The following is an 18126-nucleotide window of genomic DNA, read 5'->3' as shown; positions in this document are numbered from 1 at the left end:
CCAAATGCTGATTTGTGCTTTTGACGAGGGTTTATTTTGCCATAAGCGCTTCAACCTCACCCTCTGTTATGCCAAGCGAAGTGGCGATGGTAGCCACGTCTAACCCATTGTTCATCATGGCTTTAATGGCAGATTGCAGCATCTTGTTCTTTTCGTTGAGTTGGTTTTGCTGCTCGTTGATTTGGCATTTCTGCTCGTTGATATATGCCCTTTGTTCAGCTATTTCCCTTTCGTTATTCATTATGGTAGTGTCGCGGTTCTCGATAGCTGTGAAAAATTCGTCCTCGACGTTCATGTCATGGCGCAGTTTGGCATTTGCAGCAGCAGCGGTAAGCTTTCGTACGATGTAGAGCATGTCGTCATCGTTGGCATATTCCTCTTCGTTGATGTTGATGATATGGTGGTTGAACTCGTTGGTTCTGTTTTGGTCGAATACGCTGAGCACCTCTTCAAGCCGGTTGTTGACATGTCCGTGCAGACGGGGTATTTGTACAATGATGCTGTTGTGTACAAGGCTCTCGACAAAGGGGTCTGGCAGACCTTGGGTAATTTCGTGCCCGTTGTAGTCGTATGACTTGTGGTTGACGTAGAGGATAGGCTCTTCGATGTTGCCCACTTTGTGCCCCAGCAGGTAGACGGTAACCATTGGTATGGCATATCCGTGTTTGAGACGCTCCTCTTTTTGAATATTATTGGGGTCAGAATACTGTGCTCCAAGGTATTGGCGGAAACGCAGCGTCTCGGTTTCGATCCAGGTCTTTTGCAGTTCAATCAGTACCAGGTGTTCTGAGCCATCGGCCTCGCGCACCCTGGCTCCGAAGTCTATGCGGAACATGGAAATGTCGTTGCGTACATTGTTGGTGTACTCATGGCGGCGGAATTCAACATCGAGGACCTCTTTCTTTAGCAGTGCGGAGATGAGTATCTTTGCAATGCGTTTGTCTTCGACTAAATACTTGAATATGCTGTCGTAAATGGGGTTGGCTGCGTGTACAATCATGGTAGTGTGGTTTTTGTAGTTGATGGTGTTCTTTGTACTTCTCTGTGCAAAGATAGTGCAAACCGAGTGAAGAAAGTCAAGCTTGCTTGAACTTTCTTGTGAGGTGCCGCCTATCTTATTCAAAGATAGTGCAAACCGAGTGAAGAAAGTCAAGCTTGCTTGAACTTTGTTGTGAGGTGCCGCCTATCTTATCAAAAGATAGTGCAAACCGAGTGAAGAAAGTCAAGCTTGCTTGAACTTTGTTGCTTGTTATCAAAGTTTTAGGGTGCTAAGGTGTATTCACTTGTCAATACCGTAATGATATAAAAAGACAAGAGGCAAGAAAGCCGCTGGCCTTCCTGCCTCTTGGTGTCAGTAGGATAATGGGTTGTCAGTCCTTGATGTATTCGCTCCAGTCAACCAGGCGCATGTCACCCTTGCGGCGGTAGGTGTCGTGCATGGCAAAGGCCGCCGGTAAGATGTGGTGCGTGTGTCCGCCGTAGGCACCGGCCAGACGCATATATTCGCGCAGAATGGGACGGTAGTCGGGATGGGCAATGGCTATGAGAGCCTCGGCCTTTTCGAGGGCAGACTTGTTGCGGAGGTCGGCCACGCCATATTCGGTTACGATGGCATCGACGTAGTGTTCAGTGTGGTCGACGTGTGAGCAGAATGGCACAATGCTGCTTATGCGGCCCTCCTTGGCGGTTGAACCACAGGTAAACGTGGCCAGCATGGCGTTGCAGGTAAAGTCGCACGAGCCCCCCACCCCGTTCATCATGCGTGTGCCGCATACTTTGGTGGAGTTGACGTGACCGTAGATGTCCACCTCGATGGCAGTGTTGAGCGAGCATACGCCAAGGCGGGCAATGATTTCGGGGCAGTTTGATATTTCGGAGGGGCGCAGCAGCAGACGTCCGCGGTAGTCGTTCATGTTGCGGTAAAGGTCCTGCAGATGTTCGGGGCTCAGTGTGAGTGCACCGGTTGAGGCGGCCATTACCCTACCCTCGCGTATGAGGCGCATGGGTTCCTCTTGCAATACCTCGGTGTAGATGGAGAAGTTGGGCACCTCCTTCGATTCGCCCAGGGCACCTATCACGGCATTGGCTCCGCTGCCCACACCGCTTTGCAGTATGAGCTTGTTGCGGAAGATGAAGCCCTGTTCCATGTTCCACACCAGGAAGTCGGCCGTGTGCTGGCCAATGGCACGTGTCACCTCGTTGGCAGGGTTCATGGCGCGTGCCTCGTCGGGCAGATGGGTCATAACAATGCCGCGCACGTGGTCGGGCTCCACCTCGATGTATGGCAGTCCGATAATCTCGATAGGCTGCGTGATGCGTATCGGGGCACGGAACCAGGGATCCTCAATCTCGTAGATGTCGTGCATGCCTATTACCTTGGTGCTGTGCCAGGTGTTTAGTTCAATGAACACACCCTTTTCGGCCAAACGACAGATGGTGGGCGCAATGCCTATGCCCGCAGTGAGGTAAATGCGCAGTTTGCCCCGCACCTCCTGCACATCGCAGGCTTCGATAATGCCCCATGTGATGCGCCCCGTGAGCCCCTGGCGCAGGTGTGAGGCATTGTCTGACAGGTTGAGGTCGGTGTAGCGCACATGTCCCGTGTTGTAAGCCTTGCGCATTTCGGGGTTGACGCTGAAGGGCAAACGGCGGTCGACGGCATCGGCTGCGGCCAGTTCGCCGTCGCAGCTGGCACCGATTGAGGCCCCCGTCACCACATTCACCTTGAAGGTACGCCCAGCCTCATGCTCTTTACGGGCACGGGCTGCAAGAGCTGGCGTTATTACTTTGGGCGAGCCAGCCGGACCAAAGCCGCCCACGGCCAAAAGGTCGCCGTTTTGTATCATCGATGCCGCCTCGGCGGCAGTAATCTCGGGTATTGTCATGTTGCTAAGTAGTGTGTTTTGCTTGCAAATATACAAATAAATGCTGCATACACGTGGCGTGTATGCAGCATTTTGCGTATTTGTGCATAAATATTTAGCAGCGCATGCGCTTTGTCTCCTGTGCCGCAGCCTTGGGCTTGTGCGTGGCGTGTTACTTGTTCTCTTCGAGCTTGGTGTGAAAGGCGAGGGCATACATGCGCACTTGCTTTATCATGGCGAGCAAGCCATTTGAGCGGGTGGGAGAGAGGTGCTCGGTAAGGCCAATCTTGTCTATAAAGTAGAGCTTGGCGTCGAGAATGTCCTTGGGCGTTTGGTGGTTGACCACGCGGATAACGAGCGACACGATGCCCTTTACAATCAGTGCGTCGCTTTCGGCTCGGAAGTCGAGGCGGCCGTCATGCTCCTCGCATGTTATCCATACGCGGCTCTGACAGCCGTCAATCAGGTTCTGGTCCGTTTTGTCAGAGTCGGGTAGGGGGGCTTGCTCCTCGCCCAGGTCAATGAGCAGTTGGTAGCGGTCCATCCAGTCATCGAGCTCGCAGAACTCTTCAATAATCTCGTCTTGTATCTCGTTAATAGTCACGGCAGTTAGTGTGTTAAGTGTTATGCTTTGTATTATTGTTCGGAGATGAATTGCAGCAGCGTTTGTCCCACGCCGCGCAGAGTTTCCTTCGATATGTTTTGTGGCGTGTCGCTGGTGGTGTGCCAGGTAGTGCCAAAGGAGTGCTCTCCCTCAATAAATGGAATGATGTCGATGGTGGGTATGCCAGCAGTCTCGTTCATGGGCACGTGATCGTCCTGTGCATAGCCGCCCTCAATGGGCTGGAACAGGTGGTCGGCCTTGGCGCGTGTGGCAGCGTCCCACACCTTCACCATTACGTCGCGTGCATAGCGCATGCTTATGCCCTCGTAGGCAAATCGGGCGTCCTGTCCGCCCACCATGTCGAGCAGTATGCCGAAACGCGCCTTGTAGCCTGGCACATGCGGGTGGGCAGCCCAGTATTGTGAGCCAAGACACCAGTCGGAGCCGTCCTGCGGGGCTTGGCTTTCGGCCCAGTAGGGGGCGCCATAGTCCTCGGAGTCGAAGCAGATGAAGTCAATGCCAATGTTGGGCTTGAGCTCGCCCAGGTGGCGCGCCACTTCGAGCATTACGGCCACACCGCTTGCACCGTCGTTGGCAGCCATTACGGGCTGGTGGTGCTTGGTAGAGTCGGGGTCGGCATCGGCCCACGGACGGCTTTCCCAGTGTGTGCAGATGATGATGCGGTCGGTCAGATCGGGGCGGTAGGCCGCAATGATGTTGTTTGACTTGAGCACCTTGCCGTCCCAAGCCTTGAGGTCGGCCTTTTGCTCTGTCACATCAAGTCCTAAAGCATTGAATTGTGCCACGATGTAGGCGGCGCAGCGGTCGTGCGCTTCGGAGTTTGGTACGCGTGCGCCGAAACTGCACTGCTTTTCGATAGAGGCAAAAGCCGAGTCGGCGTTGAAGGTTATTTGGGTCACCGCAATGGTGTCGGTGGCCGTGTCGTCGCCACTCTGCTTTTGGCTTTTGCAGCCAGCGAGGCAGGTTGTGGCTGCCAGTATGATGGCGGCCAGTGAGGCCGCAAATATCTTGTTCATGATAGCTGATACTCTGTTACTAATATGATGGTAGAGCGTTGCGCACAGCGTCATACGCAGTGTTGCGCACAGATGCTCTCAGTGTGTGTGGGTGGGGGGATATGCGAGAGACGCAGGTGTCAGCACTGTGCTTTGTCCTGGCACAGCTGCATGACACGCAGCCAGTTGCCGCCCCATACCTTTTGCAAGTCGGCAGCGGTGAGCCCTTCGGCCAGCAAGCGGCGTGTAAAGTTGATGAGTTCGGAAGCGCAGGCACAGCCAGGCACTCCGCCGTCGCCGTCAAAGTCGGTGCCGATGCCCACGTGGTCGATTCCTGCCACATCGATAAAGTGCATCAAGTGGCGCACCCCGTCGTCGATAGTGGCCGGTATGCCGTCGTCGTCAAGACGCAGGAAGCCGTGGTACAGTGTGACTTGCGCCACACCGCCAGCCTTGGCCAACGCCCGCAACTGGTCGTCGGTCAGATTGCGCGGGTGGTTGCACAGTGCGCGGCTCGAAGCGTGTGAGCAAACGATAGGGGTGGTGCTGCAGGCCAGTGCATCGTAAAAAGAGCTTTCGGCCGCATGGCTAAGGTCGACCATGATACCTGTGCGGTTCATTTCGGCCACCACCTTGCGTCCAAAGTCCGACAGACCACCGTGTTCGTTGGTAGAGCGGCGTGCCGAGTCGCAGATGTCGTTGTCGCCGTTGTGACAGAGCGTGATGTACACCACGCCCATTTGTGCAAATCGAGCCACATTGTCGATGTCGCGTCCCAGGGCGTAGCCATTCTCAATGCCGCGCATGACGGACAGCTTGCCTTCAAGCTTGTGGCGGTACAAGTCGGCCGGTGTGCGTGCAAGTGCCACATTGGGTGCGTCTGCCACGCGTGTCTCAATCTCGTTGAGCAGTTTGACAGCCATTTGTGTGGCTTGCAGCTCCTCCTGTTCAGAGCGTCCGCCCTGCGGCAGATAAGCCACCATGGTAGTGGCATCGAGGTGTCCCTCGCGCATTTTCGGAAAGTCGACGAGCAGTTGTGGGTCGCGTCGGGTAAGTTCCACCCCTTTGTCAAAGAACATGGGCGTGTCGCAGTGCGAGTCGAGAGTGAGCACATGCTCGTGCACCCGTTTGGCAGTGGCAAATTGTGTGGCATTGGCTATAAAGTGCTCAAACAGTGGCATCATGCAGCTGTCGCCTTCGGGCCAGAAGCATTCGGGGTGCCATTGCACGCCAATGATACTCTTCATGTCGGTGCTCTCGATAGCCTCAACCACCCCGTCGGCCGAGCGTGCCGTCACCCTAAAGTGGGGGCCAGGTTCGCCCACGGCTTGGTGGTGGAAGGAGTTGACGGCAAAGCGTGTGCCCAGCAGCCGTCCGACAACAGAGTCGGCCTCGGCCGTGACAAAGTGTGTGGCCACCCCGCGGTCAGCGTCTTGTGAGTGCTTGACCAGGGTAGAGTGGGGCATAGCCGTGGCTATGTCCTGCATCACGGTGCCGCCCAGTGCTGCAGCGAGCACTTGTATGCCGCGACAGATGCCCAGCATGGGCACTTGGCGGTTGTAAGCCAAGCGTGTGAGTGCCAGTTCAAAGGCATCGCGCTCGTTGTTGATGCCGTGCAGTGCCGGCACGGGGTCCTCGCCCATCAATATAGGGTTGATGTCGGCTCCGCCCGAAAGCAGCAACCCGTCGATGCGGTCAATCAGACTGATGAGCGAGGCGTCGGGCTTGCGTCGTGGCGGAATGACCACGGGGGTGCCGCCAGCAGCCTCGATAGAGCGGAAATAACCGGGGAGCAGCTTGAGCTGCCCTTCGTTAAAGTTGCCTGTAATGCCAATAACAGGCCGGTTGGCAGGCGCCGCCAGAGCCTCGGTGTTGAGTTGGTCAATGTCAATCATCATCTGCATAATGTTGTATAAGCCGCCACAAACTGTGGTGGTGCGCTATCTTTTGCCGTGTCCGGGCCCTTTGGGAAACCACCCTTTCTCCACCCGTTGGTGTTGCTCAAATAGCTCGAGAATGGTCCATAGTGACGAAAAGCCCGTCACGCCCAGTACGGCAGACCCCAGCACATTGCTTACAAACAGTGCTGCGGCAATGCAGCCTATTCCGGCCACGAGAAACACCCACCACGGTCTGGTGCCGCAGTAGTATTCGGTCTTGATAACGACGGGGTGGAACGCCCCTATAATAAGGAACGTGGCCAAACCAATGAGCGGGCCAGTAAGTGTCATGTGCGAGTGTGTTATGTGATAATCCTTAAGGCGGGGCAGGGCACATCTGCTTATGTGTACTGCCCCGCCGCCAAAGTCTGTTTTAATCCTCTTGCAGGGTAACGGGAACCGTGCGGTTGATGCTCTGCTCGAGCGAGATGAGCGTCTCTGTCGATATTACGCCGTGAATTTCCTGAATGTGGTTGTTAAGCAAGTCCATAAGGTGCTCGTTGTCGCGCGAGTAAAGCTTGACAAGCATTGTGTACGGGCCGGTGGTGAAGTGGCACTCCACAATTTCGGGAATTTTCTCCAACTGCTCGGCCACGCCCTTGTACATAGAGCCGCGTTCGAGCTTGATACCCACGTAGGTGCAAGTGCTGTAGCCAATGCTTTTGGGGCACACGGTGTAGCCCGAGCCGGTGATGACACCGGCCTCGATGAGGCGTTGCACGCGTTGGTGAATAGCTGCACGCGACACACCGCACACAGCGGCCACGTCCTTAAACGGGATACGTGCGTTAACTGTAATAATCTTCAAAATCTTGAGGTCAAGCTGGTCAACCTTTTCCATGATAAGTGTAGGTTTTTTATCTTTTAGGTGTATGTGCCTACCATTCTGCCGCACCATGTAAGCCTACAAGCAGAGGTGCTGATGTCCGAAAGGTAAGCATTATGTTATAATTCGGTAGCAAAGTTAGTGCAAGATAGGCATTAAGCAAAAATAAATAGGTTATTTTCTTTCATTTTGTAATAAAAAGAGCAAAGCAAGCACCAAACGTGAGCACAAAACGCTAACACCAAACGCTAGCACTAATGGGGGCGACGCGTCTCGCGTCGGGCACGGTCTGTTATGTTGGTGATTGTGTGCGTTGTCCATCTCACCGACGCGAGACGCGTCGCTCCCCATTAGTGCTAGCGTTCAGTGTTAGCGTTTGGTGCTTGCGTTACTTGATTTTAGCCGTTTGCGGGTTGCGCAGCCCGCGTGCCCCCGTAAGGAACGCCTTGGCAGTACCAAAGTTCAAGTTCATGTCAAGTCGCACCGGCAGGTGGTTCTTGTCGTCGGTAATGTAAAAGGTAACGATATCCTTTTCCTTGCCATTCTCCTTTTCAACAAACGAGAACACGAGGCAGCGGTATTTGGTATTGCTGTTCTCCATTTTGAAAGTCTTCTTGCCGCGATAGACGATGCTCTTCCACTCGCAGGTGCGTCCGTCAGCCATTAAAAAGTTGATGCGGTGTCCCACCTTCATGCCTTCGGCCGAGAACGAGCGTGCGCGCATCAGCATCGAAATCATGTCAAAGGCGCAGTATTTGCTCGAGTGACTTGAGTGGCTGGCCGGGTTGTGGTCGCGCTGATAGCGCATCTTCACGTTGCATTTGCCTTTGGGGTAAGAGTACCACACCTCGTTTTTGCGGTAAGTTTTGCCCTCGAAAGCCTTTTTCACGTAATACTTCGGCACGAGGTCGAGCCCGGTGTATGCCATCAGCGTGTCGCGCATCACAAATATCTTGTCAGCCTTTTTCGAGCCGCGTGTTATCAGATACGTGCGCAAGGCCGGGTGCCCCCCGTAGGTAGTCTGCGTGGTGTTCATTGAGGCCACGCCCACCTTTATCCACACAAATTTCCAGTTAAAGTACAAGTCGTAGATAAGTGTTTCGCCGCTTTTGAATGCCGTGTTGTTCGACGAGCATTGCGCGCTGGCCTGTAGTCCTGACACGACTAACAGCAGCAGTAGCATGAGTTTCTTAATCATAGTTCATAATGGTGTTTAGGTCTGGTTTGTAATGAAATAGAGTAGGGCAGGGGCTTGCTACGGTCGCTTCACTGTCCGCACCACAGTCCGCTTGCCCGTTTGCTATAATAGTGTGGCGTCATCACCCGCCTCGCTTTTTGCGTTCGCGTTCAGCGTTAAGGTTACGCGGCGTCTTCTTGGTGTCGCCCTTCTGTTTTACCAGTTCCGCTGGTTTTTGGCGGTTCAGCGGCAGCGCATCAAGTTGCCATGTCTGCTCAATGTCCCAGTTGGCACGCACCGTAATTTTGTGCGGATAGTAGTACACCATTTCAGGCTGGCGCCCCTCGGCGTAGCACCCCGTGTCCCAGCGGTTGTTGCCGTTCGCGTCAATAAAGGCCCGCACGTAGTAGTCGGTAGGTCTGGTGTAGTAAAAGTCGGCACGGCCATTCTTCACGCGCACCTGTTTGGCCACCTTGTCACCTTGCAGCAGTTGCACCACACAAGTAGAGTCGGCCCCCGCTATTGTCATAAACAGCGAGCCGTAGCTGTCGTCACCCGCCACACTGAATTTGGTGTCGAAGTTGTTGCACACCGCACCCGACAGTCCCGTCACAGCAGTCGAGTCAATGTTGAGCAAGTACTGCTGTCCCGGCCTCCACTCGCCATACAGCGTGTACGCCAGCAGCGTGTTCGCGTCGCGCCTCAGTTTGAAAGGCACCGCCTTGTAGGTAGAGTCCACTTTAAGGTAAAGGTGGAACTTAGTTGTGTCAATCCTTGCCGCCGGCTCATCGAGGGAGATGTGCATATTCTCGTCAGGGTTGATGCTGCCGCGCAGTGCCAGCTGCATCTTCAGCGGCCTGACGGGTGGTTTCTCCTGGCTGAAGTCGCCGCGTTTGTGGCGCTTTTCAAGCCCCTTCTGCCACTTCGCCAAATCCTCGGCCGCCAGTCGCTGCCGGCGTTCATACGAGAATTGTGGCACAAGACACAGCGTGTCAGTTTGCAAGTAAGGCTGCAGCGTCGAGTCGTTGGTAGCCTCGTAGGTGTAGGCCACCATGAGCGAGTCCTGCTTTACGAGCGCCGTGTCGGCCAGCCAGTAAGTGATGGTATCGTTTCCCGCCGAGCGGTCCTCCACAATGCCGTGTGCGGCATCAAAGTTAAGGCCGCGCACCACCGGCACATGCGCCGAGGGAGCTGTAAAGTAAGTGCGGAAGTAAGCCGGTTCGCGCTGCGACTTGAGCAGCTGCCGTGTGTTATTCTTCTCAGTAAAAGCCCTCAGCACCAAGTTGTCGGGCATAAAGTGCGTGTAGGCCACCGTCTTGATGGTGTCGATGCGTATGGTGTCGGCCCACAGCGTGTCGTGCCGCACGTCGGGAAAAGACGACGGCACCACCGTTTCGCTGCTAAAGGCCAGCATCTCGCCGCGCGTATACTTAAAGTCGCCGTCCACGTCCTTCAAGGCATAAATGTGGTAATTGCCCGGCGCCACCCCCTTGATGCAGAAATGGCCGTTGGCGTCGGTGCGCGCCACGCGGTCGAAGGGCAGCGTAGTAAAGGCCGAGTCAGCCATGTTGCTGTGCAGCCCCACCATGATGCCCTTCACGGGTTCAAGGTTCTCAGCAGCCAGCACGTGTCCTGCCACCTCCATGGTGTCGAGTTGCGTGCCCGTGCTAAAGTAGTATGTAAAGTTGCCCAGCGGGTTATTCTCGGTGCAGTCGGTAATGGCGTCGCTAAAGTCGATGGTATAAGTAGTGCCAGGCTTGAGCGAGTCCATCAGCTCCACGCTGATGCGTCGGCCCGAAGTCTTGATTTCTGGCATATTGATTTGCGGTGGCGACACAATCACCTTCTCGCTTGCGTTGTCAATCTTCACGGGTTCGTCAAAGGCAATCGTCACCTTTCGAGCCCTCTCTCCCGTGTTGCCCAGCGCCGGCAGCATTTGCACAATGCGTGGCGGCGTTTCGTCGTAAGGTCCCCCATCGGGCCCCGACCCCGGATTGGCGCACGAAAGCAACATGCACGCCACACAAAGCAGCGTGCACACCAAGCCCGTCAAGTGTCGGGTATGAAAGTGTGTGGAGCGCATCAGTTAAGTTTTAATATGTCGTCAATAATGTCGCGGTTGTTGCTCAGTCGTGGCACCTTGTGCTGCCCGCCGAGTTTGCCCTTGCTCTTGAGCCAGTCGTTAAACAGGCCCTGGCGTGCTGTCACCACCTCGAGCCGTTGCAGCGTGATGTCCTTGTGGCGTTTTGCCTCGTAGTCAGAGTTAATGTGCTGCAGTGCCAGGTCGAGCGCATTGGCAAAGGCCTCCATGTCGGCCGGTTGCTGGCTGAACTCAATCACCCATTGGTGGCGACACTTTCCCTCGGCGTTCATAAACACCGGTGCGGCGGTATACTCGCTCACCACGGCGCCGGTAGCCTTGCAGGCCTCGTGCAGCCCCTTTTCGGCATTGTCCACAATCAGTTCCTCGCCAAAGGCATTGATAAAGCTCTTGGTGCGTCCGCTGATGATAAACTTGTAGGGGTTGGTCGACGTAAACTTCACCGTGTCGCCTATTTGGTAGCGCCACAAGCCGCAGCTTGTGCTAATCACGATAGCATAGTTCTTGCCCTGTTCCACCTCCCACAGCGGCAGCACGGTAGGGTTGGGCTTGCCCACCTCGTCGAGGGGGATAAATTCGTAAAACACCCCATAGTCAATCATGAGCAGCATGGCCGCGTCGAGCGGGTCGTTCTGCAAACCGAAAAAGCCCTCCGAGGCGTTGTACGTCTCCATGTAGTGCATGTTAGTAGAGCGTATGAGGCGGTGGTACTGTTCGCGGTAGGGTGTAAAGGCCACCCCGCCGTGGAAGAACACCTCAAGGTTGGGCCACACCTCGTCAAGGTACTGCTTGCCGCTCAGTTCGAGCATACGTGTAATGACCGCCATCATCCACGACGGCACCCCCGATATGTTGGTCACATTCTTTTTAATGGCTATTTCGGCAATGCGGTCGCGCTTCTCCTCAAAGTCGCTCAGCAGGGCAATCTTTTTGGGCGGAATGCGCACGAGGTTAACCAGCGGGTTAATGTTCTCGATGAGTATGGCGCTCAAATCGCCCACCAGCGAGTTAGCCACATTATAGTTAGGTGCGTGACTGCCGCCCAATATCAGCGCTTTGCCGTCGAACAGGCGGCTCAGCGGGTTGTTGTGCAGGTACAGGGCCACCGCGTCGGTGCCACCTTGGTAGTGCGTGTCATGCAGTCCGTCGCGGCTTACGGGTATGAATTTGCTCTTGTCGTTGGTCGTGCCCGACGATTTGGCATACCATTTTACTTGGCCGGGCCACAGCACATCGCGTTCGCCGTGACGCATGCGGTCGATATATCCCTTCAGCTCCTCGTAGGTGCTTACAGGCACTTTGGCCGCAAACTCCTCGTAGCTGTGCATGTTGTCATATCCATAGCGTTGCCCCCACTCGGTGCGTGCGGCTTCGTGCAGTAGTCGTTCGAGCGTGTCGCGCTGAATGTCCTCGGCGTGACTCTCGTAGCGTTCAATAGCGTGCAAGCGGCTGTTGAACACAGGTCGTATGATTGATGTCAGGTTCATAACTACGTGCAAAGATAATAAAATGTATAATAACGCGTTGGTGGAATTAGTAAACAAGTTGACAAGTTAACGGGTTAACAGGTAAGTTTGCCAAGCTTTTTAAGTTTCTCACTATTCAGACTCTAACATAATAAGTGGTGTAAAGCATACTTACTCAAGTTTCTGATTTAGCAAGGGCGGGCTGAAAGCCCAATGGAGCACGGAGCCCAGGGCAAGCGAAGCGACACCCTGGGTATCGCGTGTCAGAGCAGTCGCGCCCTGTAAGGGCAAAAGCTTTAAGACATGGCGCAGGTATTGAAAAAATACATACGATGTTTCACTTTAAGACCGCTAATTCAGCTATCAAGTAAGAATAACAAATAAAGGATTAAGGCTTTTGCCCTTACAGGGCGCGGAGGCTCTACTATGCGGAAGCCCCAGGGTGTCGCTTCGCTTGCCCTGGGCTGGGTGCTACATTGGGCTTTCAGCCCGCCCTTATTAAATCCGAAACTTCAGATACTTACTTGTTAACCTGTCAACTTGTTAACCCGTAAGCCTGAAACTCCGCCAACGGGTATTAAGTGTTGCTCGCCATGCCCGCTAATGTGCACATCAGCACATTCGTGGGCATGGCGAGCGTAGCGGACATTATTTTATCAGCGAGAAAACCTCCTCCTCAGTGCGTGCAAAGGGGCCGCTGTGTTCGAGTTTCAGTGTCGACATGGCTGCGGCAAAGTGTCCTGCCTCGCTGGGGTCGGCTCCGCGCGAGCGCATATACAGGTAGCCGGTAGAGTAAGTGTCGCCACACCCCGTGGCATCAACCACCTGCTTGGGCGGATAGGCGCAAATGTCGTAAAAGTGGTCATTCTCAAGCACCACCGAACCATAGTCGCCCAGGGTTACACACACCTCGTTCACCCCCCATTCGGCCAGTTGCAGGGCAGCGTCATGCGCCTCCTTCTGACCCGTGAGCACCTCCATCTCATACTCGTTCACCTTCAGCACATCAATCATTTTCAGTGCCTCGCGCTTGTCGGGCCAGTCAACGGCAAAAACCTTTTCGCCGCGCACCTCGCGCAGGTAGCCCTGCGAGTCAACACTCACCACGCCACGTGCCTTGAGCGCGCGTATCACGTCGAGACCAAAATCGTCGGCCAGCAGCGAGCCCAAGTGGAACACGCCGGCCTCAACCCCCTTCAGGCTCTCGGCCGTAAAGGGGTCGGCCTTGGCCAGCACACGCTGTGTGCGGTTGTTCTGGTTTGCGCCATATTTGTTTTCAAAGTACACCGTGTGGTGCGAGGGTATTACAGTCACCTTCACCCCCATGTGGCGCAGTTCGTCAACCGGCTGCATGTCGGTGGGTGCCAGCGATGTGACAAGTTCAAAGTTCTTCCCACCATTAAGGTGGTACATGGCGTGGGCAAAGTAGTATGATGTGCCACCCGGCATGTCGGCCTCGGTGGTAGGGGTAATGATTTTATCGTGCGTGATGTGCCCGATGCAGCATATCTTGTTCATGTGTTGTAGTACGTTTGTAAAAGCGTGCAAAGTTACTAATAAATACTTAACAACGCCGCCGCATAATGCGCCATGTGGTAGTTTACAGGTCATTGCAGAACACAATTAGGGTGCAAACGACTAATAATCACACAACTATAATCACCACCGTATCTCCGGCAAGTAAATAAGAACACCAGGCTCTGGCACTTCTGCGGGCGAGTCGTTTCCGCGTCGGTGCTTGAGCCTGGTGTCTGAATAATGCTTTCCTGCGGCCAGCGTTTAGAGCTGTGCGCCAAAGCGCGTGCTCGGTGCAGGTGCCGCAAAGTAATAGTTCTGGTCGTTGGCCGAGTTGGCAAACTGAATGCGTTTCATGCCAAAGAAGGCCAAGCCGTATTCAAAGATGCGTGCAATGTCAGCCTTGCCGCCGCTGAGTGTCGGACTGCCCGCCTGCACATTGAAGTTCCAGTTGCGGTCGTAGGGCAGGGGAGCACCCTTTGAGGCATCGTCCACCTCGCAGTTGATGTTCATGGCCGGGTTCTGCGTAAAGGCTTTGAACAGCGGGTCGAGTTGGCCGGGCACCTGGCTCTTAATGTCATTATCATTCCAAATAATGAGGTCGGCAGTCTTGGCCATTTGGTCCACGCCCGTTTGTGTTGAGGCGTAGTAGTAGTTAGGCGCCACACAGGCGTCCTTCAGGTTGGCCCCGTCCTTCTTAGGCTGTTTCATGCCGTAGCGGCAGTCGTACACCAGGTTGTTGGCAAACACCGGTGCGCTGGCCTTTTCAAGCCAAACGCTGCCCCCCTTCTTGTTCTTTGTACGGCGCCAGCCGCAGTTTACCATGGTGTTGTTGTACACCGTGATTTGTGTGAGCGGAATCGTCTCGCTGTTGCCACTGTTCGACAGTTTGAAGGCATTGGTACAGGCATCGTATATCACGTTGTTGGCCACATCGAGCTTGCAGCCCGCCTTCACGTTGATGGCCTCGCCGCCATCGGCCGCATTGCCCGTGTTGGCAAATATGCTGTTGTATATGACGCCCTGGCCGCCGGTAAAATAGGTGGCATCGTTCTGAATGTCGTGGAAGTAGCAGTCGGCCATGGCAAACTTGCCATTGACGTTGCAAAAGTGGAAGGCTGGCACACCACCGTCGATGGGTGTTTTGAACAGGGCGTTCTGGTACGACAATGACGACTCCGTGGGAGTGGCTCCGGCGTAGGCCACCTCGGTGTGGCTGAGCACCACCTCCTCACACTTAAAGCCGCAGATGATACCGCCCCAGTCGTTGGGCTTGCGCGTGTCCGACACAATGGCCACGGGCTTCTCCTTTGTGCCCATGCAGTAGAGATTGCCCAACACCACAATCTCGATGGGCACCTGTGTGCCCGACTTACAGGTGACCGTCACCCCAGGCTCAATGTAGAGCGAGGTGCCCTCGGGTATCTTCACACTCTCGGTGAGCGTGGTGTCCTTGGTCCACACCAGCGAGCCAACGGGGTATTCGGCCAGTTGCGTCTTGACTACTTCGGTCGAGCCTTGGTTGGTATTGTTGTTTGAGCCGCCTGCAGTGTAGTCGTAGGGGTTGATGTTGTCATTTTCGCACGAGGTGGCGAATATTGCTGCGGTAGCCATGGCTGCCAGGCAAGCGTATGTGCTGAACTTTTTCATATAGCTCTTTTCATTTAAGCGATAAGTTGCACCTCGGCACACAGCCCCACGCGGGTTTGGCATATTGCGCCCGGTTTGCATCATCTTGAAGTCTGATTAGTGTTATTGTGCGGTGGCACTGCCAGTTGGTGCCACCGGCTAAGGTGTTGTTACTTAAGCGTGTATCTTACACCCAGCAGGAAGGTGCGTCCGTAGCGGTAAGTGCCCACCACAGTGCGGTCGGTGCGTTGCCCCTCATATTCCAGGTTCGATTCATTAACCGTCTTGATGTAGCGCTCGCGCTTGGCGTCGAGCAGATTGTTGGCCTTGAAGAAGACAGACAGGCCGTTGTCAAACTTTTTCTCGGCGCTGAAGTCAAGGCCAAACAAAGCCTTGTCCCACTGGTCGGCGTCCTTGAAGGGCGACACGAGAGCCAGCTTGGTGCCAGTGTACGATGCCGCCAACTGTGCGTTCCAACCATGGTTGGTGTCCTTGTAGAGCAGCGACAGGTTTGCCGTGTGCGGGGCCTGGTTCACCAGCGGACGCTTCTGCGTCACACCGCTCTCGTACTCACCGTTGCCATTGAGCTTGTATTGGCGCTTGGTGGTGGTGATGGCCGAGTGGGTGTAGGTGTAGTTGGCCTTTACACCAAAGTGACGTATGTACTTTACCACGTCTATTTCAAAACCATAGTTCTTGGCATTGCCCAAGTTGGCCGGCATGTAGTAAGCATCGGCTCCGCTGCCCATCTTGCCATCTGATGCTACAAACACTTGTTCGATAGGGTCCTTCAGGTATTTGTAGAACACGCCCACAAGCACCTGCTCATTGGCCGAGGGAAACCACTCCCAGCGCAGGTCCACATTGTCAATGCGGGCGCGCTTGAGGTTGGGGTTACCCTTTTCCTGATACTCCTCGCCCATGATTTGGTATGGCACAATCTCGTAAAAGCCAGGGCGGTTGATGCTGCGGTAGTACGACAGACGCACATTCATCTTGCTGTTAGGCTTCCATTTAAGCGAGGCCGAGGGCAGATAGTCCCAATAACTCTGCTCGCCCACAGGGCCCAGGTTGTCAAAGTGTTGCAGCATGGTGTAAATCTGGTTGGTATGCTCGGCGCGGAAGCCGGCATACAACTCGCCAAAGTGGCTCTTGAGGGTCACCATGGCGTAGGTGCCGCCCACGTGCTCCTTCGAGTTGTAGTTGAGCTGCGAGGCCTGTGTGTAGGGGGTGCGGCACACCCAGTTGGGCGCGGCAAACTGGTCGAAGCCGTTGCCGTCGAGCTGCTGCTGTATGTCGGCCGGGTTAAACTGGTAGGAATAATAGCGGTTGCTGCGCTCCTTGCGGCGATACTGTGCGCCAGCCTTCCACAGCGCTTCCACAGCGTTGCCCAGATGGGTGTTGTAGCTCAGGTTGGCATAGCCAGCCCAGTCGGTGTCCTTGTTGTGCTGAAAGCGTCGTTCCATCTCCTTGGGGCGTGTTTTGAGCAGCGTTTTTTGTCCGTCCCACAGCGAGCCGTCCAGTCCGTTGGCAGGTGTCTGCACCTCATTGGTCAGTGTGATGTAGGTGCGGTCGGGTTCCTCCTCCTTGGCACGCGAAAAGATGCCGGCCCAGTCGAAGGTGAGGTCGGGCAGAATGTGATGCGTGCCCTTGAGGTGTGAGGCAAAGATGCTCTGCGTCTGTGTAGAGGAGCGCAACTCGTCGTCCTGTGTGTACGATTGCGAACTGAGGTATTCGGTGCTGACGCTGTTGTTGTAGCGCGTGGCGTCGGAGTTGGTGCGCACGTACATGTTGTACCACTCCAGCTTTTGCCCGCCAATGGCAAAGTCAAGCTTGCCGTGCACGCCTGTGGTCAGGTCGTGCATGGAGTAGTAGCGGTGCTTGAGGCTCGATATGTACATGGCCTGCTCACCCGATGCCATCTTTACGGCATTGTATGTGCGCTCTGTGCCGCGGTAGGTGTTCTGCACACTGCCGGCCAGCATCACGCCCAGGTGGTCGTTGAAAAAGCGGTTGCCCACCGACAGGCCGCCCACAAAGTTGGGTGCGGGCACCGAGTGGCTCTTGACCTGTGCGGGGCCGTGCTTAAAGTCGGCTGCGGTGGCGGCATAATCTTTGCCGAAAGCCTCGTAGGGTGCCTTGGCAGTGGCATGGCCGCGGTCGGTTGACAGGTAATGGCGGTTGCCGTTCCAAAAGTAGTCGCTCATGCCCACAGCGCCGTTGGCCTGCAGCTCAAAGCGTGCCGGAGCGTCCTTCATAACCATGTCCACCACGCCGCCAGCAGCATCGCCCTCCATGTCGGCCGTGAGTGATTTCGACACCACAATGCGGTCCATCAGGTCGGAGGGGAATATGTTGAGCGGTATGTAGCGGTTTTTGTCGTCGGGCGAGGGTATTTTTACGCCGTTCACCAGCGTGTAGTTGTAGCGCTTGTCCATGCCGCGCAGTATGGCGTACGATGCCTCGCCCGATGCACTTTGCTCAAGCGTTACGCCCGACACGCGTTGCAGCACGGCTGCCACATTGACGTCGGGCGACAGCTGTATGCTCTGCTGGCTCATCACGTTGAGCACATTGCCGGCATTCTTTTCAAGACTGATGGCACTGATGTCGGTGCGGCTGTTGCGGTGGCCTGTCACTACGGCCTCGCCAAAGCGGCGGACGTCCTCGTCGAGCGTAATGGTCACGGTGCCCGTGTCCGACACCTCAACTGGCACCTCGCGGGTTTTATAGGCCAGGTATCTTACCACCAGCGTGTAACGCCCTCTGTCGGGCAGTTCGTGCAGGCGGAATGAGCCGTCAAGGCCGGTGGTGGTCTTGACGCCTGGCAATTCCTTTACTTCGACCACCGAACCAATGAGCGGCTCGCCCGTCTTTTGGTCCTTGACTATGCCGTCGATGGTGTGCGCCCCGGCCGCGGTGGCTATGGCGGCCATGAGTGCTGTGCTGAGTAAATACTTTTTCATTATGTGGTATGCTGCCTGTGCT

The 18126-nt window shown here is 55.3% G+C and carries 13 protein-coding genes; all 13 read right to left on the bottom strand.

The window, feature by feature from the left end:
* Positions 1-31: 31 nt before the first annotated feature.
* Positions 32-1123, bottom strand: a complete 1092-nt coding sequence (locus BQ5453_RS02610; RefSeq protein ID WP_235860012.1) for a hypothetical protein — start codon at positions 1121-1123, stop codon at positions 32-34.
* A gap of 247 nt (positions 1124-1370) precedes the next feature.
* Positions 1371-2885: a butyryl-CoA:acetate CoA transferase gene (locus tag BQ5453_RS02605; protein ID WP_071122021.1), complete on the bottom strand. Its 1515-nt coding sequence runs from the start codon at positions 2883-2885 to the stop codon at positions 1371-1373.
* A gap of 151 nt (positions 2886-3036) precedes the next feature.
* Positions 3037-3468: a SufE family protein gene (locus tag BQ5453_RS02600; protein ID WP_071122020.1), complete on the bottom strand. Its 432-nt coding sequence runs from the start codon at positions 3466-3468 to the stop codon at positions 3037-3039.
* 32 nt (positions 3469-3500) lie between these two features.
* Positions 3501-4505 carry a M28 family peptidase gene (locus tag BQ5453_RS02595; protein WP_071122019.1) on the bottom strand — a complete coding sequence of 335 codons (1005 nt, stop codon included), beginning with the start codon at positions 4503-4505 and terminating at the stop codon, positions 3501-3503.
* Between the two features lie 119 nt (positions 4506-4624).
* Positions 4625-6382, bottom strand: a complete 1758-nt coding sequence (locus BQ5453_RS02590) for a gamma-glutamyl-gamma-aminobutyrate hydrolase family protein (RefSeq protein WP_235860011.1) — start codon at positions 6380-6382, stop codon at positions 4625-4627.
* 42 nt (positions 6383-6424) lie between these two features.
* Positions 6425-6715 carry a DUF4491 family protein gene (locus tag BQ5453_RS02585; protein WP_071122017.1) on the bottom strand — a complete coding sequence of 97 codons (291 nt, stop codon included), beginning with the start codon at positions 6713-6715 and terminating at the stop codon, positions 6425-6427.
* Positions 6716-6797: 82 nt separating this feature from the next.
* Positions 6798-7265, bottom strand: coding sequence for an Lrp/AsnC family transcriptional regulator (locus BQ5453_RS02580; protein ID WP_071122016.1), 468 nt, complete (start codon positions 7263-7265; stop codon positions 6798-6800).
* Positions 7266-7638: 373 nt separating this feature from the next.
* The gene (locus BQ5453_RS02575) at positions 7639-8448 is read right to left on the bottom strand and encodes a DUF3108 domain-containing protein (RefSeq protein ID WP_022102048.1); all 810 of its coding nucleotides are present in this window, start codon (positions 8446-8448) and stop codon (positions 7639-7641) included.
* Positions 8449-8569: 121 nt separating this feature from the next.
* Positions 8570-10510 (bottom strand): Ig-like domain-containing domain, encoded by a 1941-nt coding sequence (locus tag BQ5453_RS02570; protein ID WP_071122015.1) that lies wholly within the window; start codon positions 10508-10510, stop codon positions 8570-8572.
* On the bottom strand, positions 10510-12015 hold the full coding sequence (locus tag BQ5453_RS02565; protein WP_071122014.1) for a GH3 auxin-responsive promoter family protein: 1506 nt from the start codon (positions 12013-12015) through the stop codon (positions 10510-10512). The genes BQ5453_RS02570 and BQ5453_RS02565 overlap by 1 nt, the downstream gene beginning before the upstream one ends.
* Positions 12016-12642: 627 nt before the next feature.
* On the bottom strand, positions 12643-13512 hold the full coding sequence (locus BQ5453_RS02560; RefSeq protein ID WP_071122013.1) for a PfkB family carbohydrate kinase: 870 nt from the start codon (positions 13510-13512) through the stop codon (positions 12643-12645).
* A gap of 261 nt (positions 13513-13773) precedes the next feature.
* Positions 13774-15159, bottom strand: a complete 1386-nt coding sequence (locus BQ5453_RS02555; RefSeq protein WP_071122090.1) for a hypothetical protein — start codon at positions 15157-15159, stop codon at positions 13774-13776.
* Positions 15160-15308: 149 nt separating this feature from the next.
* Entirely contained in the window at positions 15309-18104 is a 2796-nt protein-coding gene (locus BQ5453_RS02550) for a TonB-dependent receptor (protein ID WP_071122012.1), read from the bottom strand.
* Between the last annotated feature and the right edge of the window lie 22 nt (positions 18105-18126).

This window comes from Prevotellamassilia timonensis (assembly GCF_900106785.1).
Classification (GTDB): Bacteria; Bacteroidota; Bacteroidia; order Bacteroidales; family Bacteroidaceae; genus Alloprevotella; species Alloprevotella timonensis.
Note: the sequence above shows the minus strand (reverse complement) of the source record. Positions and strands in the feature narration are given on the sequence as shown.